General features: G+C 67.5%; 12 protein-coding genes. 8 read left to right on the top strand and 4 right to left on the bottom strand.

Annotated features, from left to right (window positions below):
• The 3 genes from BST13_RS12540 to BST13_RS12530 all read left to right on the top strand — a co-directional run.
• A partial coding sequence (locus BST13_RS12540) for an NAD(P)(+) transhydrogenase (Re/Si-specific) subunit beta (RefSeq protein ID WP_211296072.1) occupies positions 1-402 on the top strand: 402 nt, incomplete at its 5' end.
• Between the two features lie 25 nt (positions 403-427).
• Positions 428-1,567 (top strand): acyl-CoA dehydrogenase family protein, encoded by a 1,140-nt coding sequence (locus BST13_RS12535; protein WP_083164218.1) that lies wholly within the window; start codon positions 428-430, stop codon positions 1,565-1,567.
• Between the two features lie 84 nt (positions 1,568-1,651).
• Positions 1,652-3,238, top strand: a complete 1,587-nt coding sequence (locus tag BST13_RS12530) for an LCP family protein (RefSeq protein ID WP_245839541.1) — start codon at positions 1,652-1,654, stop codon at positions 3,236-3,238.
• Positions 3,239-3,242: 4 nt separating this feature from the next.
• Here the strand turns inward: BST13_RS12530 and BST13_RS12525 are convergent, their stop codons facing one another.
• Together BST13_RS12525 and BST13_RS12520 are read right to left on the bottom strand one after the other, a co-directional pair.
• A complete protein-coding gene (locus tag BST13_RS12525) occupies positions 3,243-4,406 on the bottom strand; it encodes a sensor histidine kinase (RefSeq protein ID WP_083164214.1) in 1,164 nt (387 codons plus the stop codon).
• A gap of 1 nt (position 4,407) precedes the next feature.
• On the bottom strand, positions 4,408-5,058 hold the full coding sequence (locus BST13_RS12520) for a response regulator (protein WP_083164212.1): 651 nt from the start codon (positions 5,056-5,058) through the stop codon (positions 4,408-4,410).
• Between the two features lie 50 nt (positions 5,059-5,108).
• Here BST13_RS12520 and BST13_RS12515 point away from each other — a divergent pair, with 50 nt between their 5' ends.
• Together BST13_RS12515 and BST13_RS12510 are read left to right on the top strand one after the other, a co-directional pair.
• Positions 5,109-5,990, top strand: a complete 882-nt coding sequence (locus tag BST13_RS12515) for a LysR family transcriptional regulator (protein WP_083164210.1) — start codon at positions 5,109-5,111, stop codon at positions 5,988-5,990.
• 46 nt (positions 5,991-6,036) lie between these two features.
• Complete coding sequence (locus BST13_RS12510; protein WP_142282778.1) at positions 6,037-7,305, top strand: MFS transporter; 1,269 nt, start codon at positions 6,037-6,039, stop codon at positions 7,303-7,305.
• Here BST13_RS12510 and BST13_RS12505 read toward each other — a convergent pair.
• A complete protein-coding gene (locus BST13_RS12505; RefSeq protein WP_083164208.1) occupies positions 7,229-7,705 on the bottom strand; it encodes a nuclear transport factor 2 family protein in 477 nt (158 codons plus the stop codon). The two genes, BST13_RS12510 and BST13_RS12505, sit on opposite strands and share 77 nt — an antisense overlap.
• A 56-nt stretch (positions 7,706-7,761) precedes the next feature.
• Between BST13_RS12505 and BST13_RS12500 the strand changes: the two genes are divergently transcribed.
• Both BST13_RS12500 and BST13_RS12495 read left to right on the top strand, forming a co-directional pair.
• Positions 7,762-8,979 (top strand): acyl-CoA dehydrogenase family protein, encoded by a 1,218-nt coding sequence (locus BST13_RS12500; protein ID WP_170064280.1) that lies wholly within the window; start codon positions 7,762-7,764, stop codon positions 8,977-8,979.
• Entirely contained in the window at positions 8,976-9,773 is a 798-nt protein-coding gene (locus BST13_RS12495; RefSeq protein WP_083164204.1) for a tyrosine-protein phosphatase, read from the top strand. Before BST13_RS12500 ends, BST13_RS12495 begins: the two co-directional genes overlap by 4 nt.
• On the opposite strand, the gene BST13_RS12490 is transcribed toward BST13_RS12495, so the two are convergent.
• A complete protein-coding gene (locus BST13_RS12490; protein ID WP_083164202.1) occupies positions 9,770-10,027 on the bottom strand; it encodes a hypothetical protein in 258 nt (85 codons plus the stop codon). The genes BST13_RS12495 and BST13_RS12490 overlap by 4 nt on opposite strands.
• A 63-nt stretch (positions 10,028-10,090) precedes the next feature.
• Here BST13_RS12490 and BST13_RS39040 point away from each other — a divergent pair, with 63 nt between their 5' ends.
• On the top strand, positions 10,091-10,237 hold the full coding sequence (locus BST13_RS39040) for an Rv1535 domain-containing protein (protein ID WP_158087145.1): 147 nt from the start codon (positions 10,091-10,093) through the stop codon (positions 10,235-10,237).
• Positions 10,238-10,244: the final 7 nt, after the last annotated feature.

Raw genomic sequence — 10,244 nt, 5'->3', positions numbered from 1 at the left:
CGCGGCGTCAACGTCCGCTTCGGCATCCACCCCGTCGCCGGTCGCCTGCCCGGCCACATGAACGTGTTGCTCGCCGAAGCCAAGGTGCCCTACGACATCGTGCTGGAAATGGACGAGATCAACGACGACTTCGACGCCACCTCCGTGGTCCTGGTCATCGGCGCCAACGACACCGTCAACCCGGCCGCAGCCGAGGACCCCGGCAGCCCGATCGCCGGTATGCCGGTGCTCACGGTGTGGAACGCCGACAACGTCATCGTGTTCAAACGATCCATGGCCTCGGGTTACGCCGGCGTGCAAAACCCACTGTTCTTCCGCGAGAACACCCAAATGCTGTTCGGCGACGCCCGCGACCGCGTCAACGACATCCTCGCGGCGCTGCCGGCCGTCGAACACGTGTAACCCGTCGAAACTAGGATGTGCAAGTATGCCAGTCGACCGCTTACTGCCATCCGATGAGGCGCGCGAGCTCATCGCCCTGACCTGCGATATCGCAGACAAAGTGCTCGATCCGATCGTCGACGAACACGAGCGGGACGAGAAGTATCCGGAAGGTGTCTTCGGTCAACTGGGGCAGGCAGGTCTGCTGAGCCTGCCCCAGCCCGAAGAATGGGGCGGCGGCGGTCAACCCTACGAGGTGTACCTGCAGGTACTCGAGGAGATCGCCGCCCGCTGGGCTGCCGTCGCCGTGGCCGTCAGCGTGCACAGCCTGTCGTCGCACCCGCTGCTGGCGTACGGCACCGACGAGCAGAAGCAGCGCTGGCTGCCCGGCATGCTCTCGGGCACCCAGATCGGCGCCTACAGCCTCTCGGAGCCCCAGGCGGGCTCGGACGCCGCGGCGCTGCGCTGCTCGGCCACGCCGTCCGGCGACGGCTATGTGCTCAACGGATCCAAGGCGTGGATCACCCACGGCGGCAAAGCGGACTTCTACACCTTGTTCGCGCGCACGGGCGAGGGTTCCCGCGGAGTGTCGTGCTTCTTGGTCCCCGGGGATCTCGACGGCCTGACCTTCGGCAAACCCGAGGAGAAGATGGGCCTGCACGCCGTGCCCACCACGTCGGCGTTCTACGACAACGCACTGCTCGACGCCGACCGGCTCATCGGCGCCGAGGGCCAGGGACTGTCGATCGCGTTCTCGGCCCTGGACTCGGGCCGGCTCGGTATCGCGGCAGTCGCGGTCGGCATCGCGCAGGCCGCACTGAACGAGGCCGTGCGCTACGCGAATGAGCGGACGACGTTCGGGCGCAAGATCATCGACCATCAGGGCCTCGGCTTCCTGCTGGCCGACATGGCCGCTGCGGTGGTCAGCGCCAGGGCCACGTACCTCGACGCCGCCCGCCGACGCGATGTCGGTCTGCCGTATTCGACGCAGGCCAGCGTGGCCAAGCTCATCGCCACCGACGCTGCGATGAAGGTCACCACCGATGCCGTGCAGGTGTTCGGCGGCGCCGGCTACACCCGCGACTACCGCGTGGAGCGGTTCATGCGGGAAGCGAAGATCACGCAGATCTTCGAAGGCACCAACCAGATCCAGCGAATGGTGATCGCGCGGGCTATGGGGTCCTGACGGGCCGCATAATGGCAGGTGACCCCATAATGACTGGCGACTATGACACAACCCGCACATGCGTACCCTCCGGCTCGGCACCGGATGGGCAGCCGAGCCCCGCGTCGCGGTCTTCGCGTTGCCCGCAGGCTCGCCGTCGGGCTGGCCGCGACGGCCGTGCTGGCGGGCACCGGCATGGGGTGGGTGGGCTATCACGGAGCGCTGGGCGGCATCACCACGTCCAACGCGCTGGCGGGCGGTCCCGCGTCGTCGGGTAACGCCCAGAACATCCTCATCATGGGGCTGGACAGCCGGCTCGACCAGCACGGCAACCCGCTGCCGCAGGACATCTACGACGCACTGCACGCCGGCGACGAGACGGTCGGCGGCTACAACTCCAACGTGTTGATCGTCGTGCATCTCCCGGGCGACGGCAGCCCGGCGACCGCGTTCTCCATCCCCCGCGACGACTACGTCCAGCTGGCCGGGTGCCCCAGCGGCACCTGCAAGGGCAAGGTCAAGCAGGCCTACGGGCTGGCCTACCAACACGCCATGGACAACATGGAGTCGAGCTCCGACAACGCGGCCATCCACGAGCAGCAGGCCCGCGAGGCCGGACGCAAGGCCGAGATCGCCACGGTGCGTAATCTGCTGGGCATCCCGATCGACCACTTCGTCGAGGTCACCCTCGGCGCGTTCTTCCAGATCGCCAAGGCCGTCGAACCGATCACCGTGTGTCTCAACGCCGACACCGAGGATCCCTATTCGGGGGCCAACTTCCACAAGGGTGTGCAGGAAATCGACGCCGCGCAGGCGATGGCGTTCGTCCGGCAGCGCCGCGACGTCAACGACGAGAACTTCACCGACCTGGACCGCACCCGCCGTCAGCAGGCCTTCATCGCCGCCCTGGTGTCCGCACTGAGCCACGGCGGCGGGCTCAACAATGCCAGCACGCTGCGCAACCTGCTCAACGTCGCGAAGCAGAACGTCGCACTGGACTCAGGTTTCGACCTCGCCGAATTCGCCAAGCGCGCATCGGCTCTCACCGATCATCCGCCGTCGCTGTACACCTTGCCGATCAAGGAGTTCGGTCAGGACTCCCTCGGCGAGGACGTCAACATCATCGACGTCCCCACCGTCCGCAAGATCGTGCACGACCTGGTCTCCGGCCCCGACTCGGCCTCGGCTCCCACGAGCGCACCGGCGAAGGAGTCGACGCTCAACGGCCACGGCGCAGTGCTCAACGTGATCAACGCGTCGACCTTCAACGGTCTGGCCACGCACCTCGAATCCACTTTCGCGGCAAAGGGATTCACCGAGGGCAAGGTCGGTGACGCATCGTCGTTGTCGGCCACCACCACGGTCGAATACGGGCAGGGCGCCGACACTGCGGGCCATGCCCTCGCCGAGGAACTCGGGCTGACGGCAGAGCCGTCAACGGCAGTGGCGCCCGGCGCCGTGCAACTGACCATCGGCACTGACTTTCCCGCCGACGAGTATCTCGATCGCAATACCGACGCGCTGTCGAGCAGCGACACGACATCGTCTGCAACGTCCGGGTCGACGACCACCTCGTCCACCACCGCCAGCGCACCCGTGACCACCGTGGCCGCCACCGCAACCGGCAGCTACTCACCGGCGCCCACCGACCTGACCCAGATGAAGGTGTCCGGCATCCCCTGCGTGAAATAGGTTGCTAGAGCGTCACCGTCACCCGCGTACCGCTGCCCGGCCAGGTGTCGATGTCCATCGTTCCGTCGTTGGCTTCGACACGAACCTGCAAGGACGCCAAGCCGATATGTCCACTCACCACGGATGTCGTGACCCTCGCCGGGTCGAATCCGGTGCCGTCATCGGCGACTACCAACACAATTCGGTCCCCCTTGCGATGCAGGCCGACGGTCACCTCGGTGGCGCGGGCGTGCTTGTTGACGTTCGCCAGCAGTTCCCGCGCGGCCCGGTAGAGCAAGGCCTGTGACTCTGGCTGCCCGACGTCCTCGATGTCGGCGTTCACCACCAGTTCGCGATTCTCATACTGCCGCAACAGTTCCCGCACGGCCGCTGCGAGGCCGAGCTGCGCAAGCACCTGCGGGTGCAGCTCGGTGACCGTCGAGCGCAACCCGGCGGCGGTCTCCTGCAGCGCCGCTCGCACCCGGTCGAGGGCGGGATCCGGTATTCGCTCGCGAATCTCGTCGAGATCCAGCCGGGCCGCGAGCAATGTCTGCAGCGGCCCGTCGTGCAGATGCTCGGCGAGTTCGGCATTGCGGATGTCGTCGGCGCGAGCAGATTCAGACACCAAGCGGCGGCGCACCTCCAACAGCCAGCGCACCCGCGCCGAGCGGCGCACCAGCACCAGCGACAACGCCGTCGTCGCCACCGCGAGCCAGACCAGGAAGCCGACGTGCATGTAGACGACATTGGGGAGTCCGACATTGTCGTCACGCTTGGAGTAGAAGATCCACACCACGAGATAGCCCAGTGCGGTCGCGGCGCCGAGCAGCGCGGTGAGCGCGGGGCGGTCCTGGAAAGCAATGGAGATCGGCAGCAGGAAGAACACCGGCAGCAGCGCGGCCGTCGCACCACCGGAGACCGCGCACAGCGCCACCAACACCAGTACATCGACTGCCGTCGAGGCCCATTCCACCCAGCGCGGCATCGGCCCGCGCAGCACCACCACCAGCCAGATCACCGCCGCGACGGCGTACACGCCGATGATCACCGCGTAGACCTCGGGCAGCCAGTGGTCGACCTCCCACACCGAGACCAGCACGAGGATCAGCACGATCAGCGGTACCCGCAGCACGGCTGACACCCGGACGGGTTGGGAGGCAAAGAATTCGACGATCCGCTGGAACGCCATGTCAATCCAGCAGCTTGCGCCGCATCGCCTCGGCGACCGCGGCGGCACGGTCTGACACCCCGAGCTTCTCGTAGAGCCGCTGCACGTGGGTCTTGACCGTCGAGGGCGCCAGGTAGAGCTCCTTGGCCATCGAGGGGATGCTCAGGCCCTTGGCGATGAGATCGAGCACCTCACGCTCGCGCGGGCTGAGCACCGGCGCGTCGGGTTCGTTGCGCCGCCGGATCTCACCGGCCAGCCCGGCGGCGAGGTTCGGGTCGATCACGTCGCGGCCCTTGGCGCAGGACAGCACCGCATTGACCAGCTCGCTGCGGGTGGACTCCTTGGACAGGAAACCCGCCGCGCCCTGTTGCAGGGCGGTGTACACGATGGCCGACTCGTCGTGCGCAGAGATCAACAACACCCGGGTGCCCAGTTCGTCGCGGCTGACGGCGGCCGCCACCTGCGCGCCGTCGAGCTGCGGCATGCGGTAGTCCAGCAGCGCCACCTGGGGCCGGTGAGTCTTGATGAGTTCCAGTGCGTCCGCACCGTTGTCGGCCTCGGCCACCACATCGATCTCGCCGCTGGCGGTCAGTGCCCGCACCACACCTTCGCGGAACATCGGGTGGTCGTCGCCCACCACCACCCGCACCTTCTCGGCCATGGCGCACAGCATCCCACAGGCAATAACGCCGGAACCCCGAAAAACACGCAAGAATCACCCCCATGCATCTGGACGAGCTGCACTGGTTCGTCGTCCTCGCCGAGACCGAGCACGTCACCGACGCCGCAGCCGAGCTGCACATCAGCCAACCCACCCTGTCGCGAGCCCTGGCCCGGCTGGAGGACGAGGTGGGCACCCCGTTGTTCGACCGGGTCGGCCGCCGGCTGCGCCTCAACGCCTACGGCGAGATCCTGCTCGAGCACGCGCGCCGCAGCTTGGCCGAGATGCGTTCTGCCACTGAGCGAATCGCCGCGTTGCGCGATCCCGACACCGGAACCGTGCGGCTGGCGTTCCTGCATTCGCAGGCCAGCTGGTTCGTCCCCGACCTGCTGCGGAGGTTTCGCACCGAGGCGCCCCGCGTGCAGTTCGCCTTGATCCAGGGCGCCGCACACGACATCGTCGACGCGCTGGCCGGTGGCCGGGTGGACCTGGCCATCACCTCACCGCGTCCGGACGGTTACCGGTGGCGCGGCCTGTACCTGGAGCGGTTGTGCCTCGCTGTGCCGCGCGGGCACCGGTTCGCCGACCGGGCCCGCATCCGGCTGGCCGAAGCCGGCGACGAGCCGTTCGTCGCGCTGGCACCCGAATTCGGGCTGCGGCAGCTCACCGACGAACTGTGCGCGGAGGCCGGAATCGAGCCCCAGGTGGTGTTCGAGGCCATGGAAATCCCGACGATGGAGGGGCTGGTCGCCGCCGGTTTCGGCGTCGCGGTGGTGCCCGTCCCCCGGTCCGAGCGCGCCGAGCCGGGCGCGGTCTATGTCCCGTTGTCCCAGACCTCGGCCAAGCGTCAGCTCGGGTTGGCCTGGCCCGCAGATCGGCCGCTATCCCCCGCTGCCGAACGCTTCGCCGACTTTGTCATACGTCAAGCGCATGAAGGTAACTAGTTCTATGCATTGGACACATCGAAAGTAGATACCTAACGTCGACCCGGTGACTACTGGTTCGACAATCTCGGCTGACTGGCAAGGACATACCCGCGGCTCCGCCGATTACCGTCGCCTGCTCGCCGCGTTGTTCTGCGCCGGAGTCGCCACGTTCGCGCAACTGTATTCACCACAAGCGGTCTTGCCCCTGATCGCGCGTGACCTCGGCACCGGCGCCGCGGGCACCGCGCTGGCCGTGTCGACCGCCACCATCGGCCTCGCAGTCGGCGTGATCCCGTGGGCCGCGGTGGCCGACCGCATCGGCCGGGTTCAGGTGATGACGATATCCGTCACGGCCGCAACAGTTCTCGGCCTGCTGGTGCCGCTGTCCCCGAGTTTCCAACTGCTGCTGGCCGGCCGGTTCCTGGAGGGTCTCGTGGTGGCCGGCGTACCGGCCGTCGCGGTCGCCTACCTCACCGAAGAGATCAACGCCGGACACGCCGCCCGGGCCGCGGGCACCTACGTCGCAGGCACAACCATCGGCGGACTGGCCGGCCGACTCGTCACCGGGCCGGTGGCCGAACACTTCGGCTGGCGCATCGGCGTGCTGACAGTGGCCGTGCTGTGCGGGCTGGCCGCGCTGGCGTTCGCCAAACTCGCGCCACCCGCGCAAGGATTCACGCCTACCCGCAGTCACCGCGAGCTGGGTCCACGGCTGTGGGCCAATCTGCGCTCGCCACGCCAGCTGGTGCTCTACGCGCAGGGCTTCCTGTTGATGGGTGGGTTCGTCGCGATCTACAACTTCCTGGGCTTCCGGCTGATGGCCGCGCCCTTCCACCTGCCGCAGACCGTCGTCAGCCTGGTGTTCGTGGCCTACCTGGCCGGCACCTGGGCCTCGGCGCGGGCCGGGGCCGAGGCCACCCGGTTCGGCCGGCGGACGGTGCTGCTCTCCTCGATCGCGACGATGATCGTCGGCGTCGCCATCACGACCAGCCACAATCTGGTGGCCGTGCTGGCGGGACTGGTGATCGCCACCGCAGGATTCTTCGGAGCGCACGCCATCGCATCGGGCTGGGTCGGCACCGCCGCATCCGCCGACGGCAAGGCCCAGGCCTCGTCGCTCTACAACCTCTTCTATTACGGCGGGTCAAGCGCCGTCGGCTGGTTCGGCGGGGTGGCCTTCGATGCGGCCGGGTGGAACGCCGTCGCGGCGGTGGTCATCGGCCTGGCAGTCGTGGCGGGGCTACTGGCCTGCACGATCACCACAACTCGATATCGCGACCGTACTCCGACTCCGGCCGCGGTCCGAAGTAGCGCCGCTGCGACTCCTCGATGAGGACGTCGTTGATGCTGGCCTCGCGGCGCGCCATCAGCCCGTCATCGGTGAACTGCCACAGCTCGTTGCCGTAGCTGCGGTACCACTGCCCGTCGGCGTCATGCCACTCGTACTGGAACCGTACCGCGATCCGGTTCTCGCGGAATCCCCACAGGCTCTTGCGCAGCACGTAGTCCAGCTCGCGCTGCCACTTCCGGGTCAGGAATTCCACGATCTGTTCGCGGCCGACGATGTGCTCGGCACGGTTACGCCAGTGGGAGTCCGGCGTGTAGGCCAGGCTGACCCGGTGCGGGTCACGGGTGTTCCAGGCGTCCTCGGCGGCCTGGACTTTCTGGATGGCTGTTTCCAGAGTGAACGGCGGAAAAGGCGGGCGGCTCTCGGGCGGGAGGGTTCCAGTCATGCCTATGTTCTACCTGTCTAACCATGTGTCATATCGTGGCTGGCATGGACTTCGCGATGTCGGCCAAAGCGGCTGATTACCACAAGCGGCTCACCGACTTCATGACCGAGCACGTGTTCCCTGCGGAGTCGTCCTACGAGGCCTATCGCGAGGAGCGGGGTCCAAAGGATCACACGGTCCCGCCGGTGATCGAGGAGCTCAAGGTCAAGGCGAAGGCCGCCGGGTTGTGGAATCTGTTCCTGCCCTCGGAGTCGGGCCTGACCAACCTGGAGTACGCACCCCTGGCCGAGATCTCGGGGTGGAGCCTGGAACTCGCCCCCGAGGCGATCAACTGCCAGGCGCCCGACACCGGCAACATGGAGACCCTGCACCTTTTCGCGACCGACGCGCAGCGCAAGCAGTGGCTCGAACCCCTGCTGGCCGGTGACATCCGCAGCGCCTTCGCGATGACCGAACCCGCCGTGGCCTCATCGGACGCCCGCAACATCGAGACGACCATGCTGCGCGACGGGGCCGACTACGTCATCAACGGCCGCAAGTGGTGGATCAGCGGGGCGGCAGATCCGCGCTGCAAGGTCCTCATCGTCATGGGCCGCACCAATCCCGACGCCGCCTCACACGCCCAGCAGTCGATGATCCTGGTGCCCGTTGACACCCCCGGCGTCGACATCCAGCGGTCCCTGCCGGTGTTCGGCTGGCAGGACCAGCACGGGCACTGCGAGATCGTCTTCGACAACGTGCGGGTGCCTGCCGAGAACCTGCTCCACGAGGAAGGCAGCGGGTTCGCCATCGCCCAGGCCCGGCTGGGCCCCGGCCGCATCCATCACTGCATGCGTGCACTCGGGGCGGCCGAGCGGGCCCTGGCGTTGATGGTCGACCGGGTGCAGAAACGTGTCGCGTTCGGCAAGCCGTTGGCCGAACAGGGCGTGGTGCGCGAGTCGATTGCCAAGTCGCGCAACGAGATCGACCAGGCCCGGCTGCTGTGCGAGAAGGCCGCCTGGACCATCGACCAGCAGGGCAACAAGGCTGCCCACGTGCTGGTGTCCCAGATCAAGTCGGTGGCACCGCAGGTGGCGTGCACCGTCATCGACCGGGCCATCCAGGTGCACGGTGCGGCCGGCATCAGCGACGACTTCCCGTTGGCGCGGCTCTACGGCTGGCACCGCGCGATGCGGCTGTTCGACGGACCCGACGAGGTACACATGCGCACCATTGCCCGCGCCGAACTCGGTCGCGAGAAGTCCCCACTCGCTTCGGCGGTGACGTCCGCATGACCGTCGAGCTGGGAGAACTGTCAGGAGCGTGGAACTTCCGAGATGTGGCGGAGTCCACCGGGATTCGACCCGGCCGGCTCTACCGGTCCAGTGAGCTGAGCGCGCTGTCCGACGCGGGACGCGACCGGTTCCGCGACCTGGCCATCACCGATGTCGCCGACCTGCGTTCATACCGCGAGGTGCAGCGCCGTGGCGCCGGCCTGGTGCCCGACGGCGTCGAGGTCCACATGTTGCCGTTCCACTTCCAGGACGATTCCGATCAGGAAGCGCCGCACGAGTCCACCTTCCAGCGGGTGATGGCCGAGTCTCCGAACGACGAGAACATCGTCGATGCCGCCAAGCGGTACATGGTCGAGGTCTATGAGGAATTCCCGACCCTGCCCGGCGCGCATACCGCTGTGCGCCAGGTGATCTCGCTGCTGGCCGCCGGTCGGCCCGTACTCGCGCACTGCTTCGCAGGCAAGGACCGCACCGGGTTCACCGTGGCGGCCGTGCTGAACGCCGTCGGCGTCCCGAGCGACACCGTGATGGCGGACTTCCTGCGCAGCAACGACGCCATCGTTGCGCTGCGCGAGCGGATCCTCGAATCGGTGCGGGCCCGGTCAGCCGATGCCGAGGTGATCTCTTTCGCCGAAGCACGCCTGACCGACGAGGTCCTCGGCGTGCGCGAGGAGTACCTGGACGCCGCGTGGCGCACGCTCGAGCAGAATTACGGCTCGCCGTCGGGATTCCTGCGGGCGGCCGGTGTGACAGACGAAGACCTCGCCGGCTTGCGGGCGACGCTGCTGGGTTAAGCCTTGCCGTTTTCCGCGGCGATCCGGCGTTGTTCGTTGCGCATCAGCACCTGGCCCGCACCGAGCAACAGGGCGACCGGCCAGTCGATGATCTCGACCGCCGCGAGTACGCCCAGCGCGCTGTAGAAGGCCAGTTGCTCAGGGGCAGGCACCGCGACGCGGCCAACCACCGGCAATGTCAGCGCAAAGCCGCGGGCATCCCTGACCCGTTGCACCGCTTCCCGGTGACTCTGCGCCTGTGAGTCTTCGGGCATTCGTCACCTCTCCGTCATGTCGGTTTCGACTTTTCGACGTCTCGATTAATCACCGTGACAGGCGTGACAACCTCCAGTGTGCCGGTCGATCCGATGGCCGACATCGTGGCGCGCGTCTTGACCGTTCCGTTGCGCGAGCTGTACGCGGTGCTGTGGCGCTGCGGCGTATTGCACATCGACGACTCCGCGGCCGCCTCGGTCGACGGCTGACGCGCCT

This window comes from Mycobacterium aquaticum (assembly GCF_002086485.1).
Lineage (GTDB): Bacteria > Actinomycetota > Actinomycetes > Mycobacteriales > Mycobacteriaceae > Mycobacterium > Mycobacterium aquaticum.
Note: the sequence above shows the minus strand (reverse complement) of the source record. Positions and strands in the feature narration are given on the sequence as shown.

Coding starts and splice junctions, on each gene's coding strand:
- BST13_RS12515 (WP_083164210.1), top strand. CDS start 5,109: ATGCATCTGGACGAGCTGCACTGGTTCGTCGTCCTCGCCGAGACCGAG.
- BST13_RS12530 (WP_245839541.1), top strand. CDS start 1,652: ATGGGCAGCCGAGCCCCGCGTCGCGGTCTTCGCGTTGCCCGCAGGCTC.
- BST13_RS12525 (WP_083164214.1), bottom strand. CDS start 4,406: ATGGCGTTCCAGCGGATCGTCGAATTCTTTGCCTCCCAACCCGTCCGG.
- BST13_RS12500 (WP_170064280.1), top strand. CDS start 7,762: ATGTCGGCCAAAGCGGCTGATTACCACAAGCGGCTCACCGACTTCATG.
- BST13_RS12495 (WP_083164204.1), top strand. CDS start 8,976: ATGACCGTCGAGCTGGGAGAACTGTCAGGAGCGTGGAACTTCCGAGAT.
- BST13_RS12505 (WP_083164208.1), bottom strand. CDS start 7,705: ATGACTGGAACCCTCCCGCCCGAGAGCCGCCCGCCTTTTCCGCCGTTC.
- BST13_RS12520 (WP_083164212.1), bottom strand. CDS start 5,058: ATGCTGTGCGCCATGGCCGAGAAGGTGCGGGTGGTGGTGGGCGACGAC.
- BST13_RS12535 (WP_083164218.1), top strand. CDS start 428: ATGCCAGTCGACCGCTTACTGCCATCCGATGAGGCGCGCGAGCTCATC.
- BST13_RS12490 (WP_083164202.1), bottom strand. CDS start 10,027: ATGCCCGAAGACTCACAGGCGCAGAGTCACCGGGAAGCGGTGCAACGG.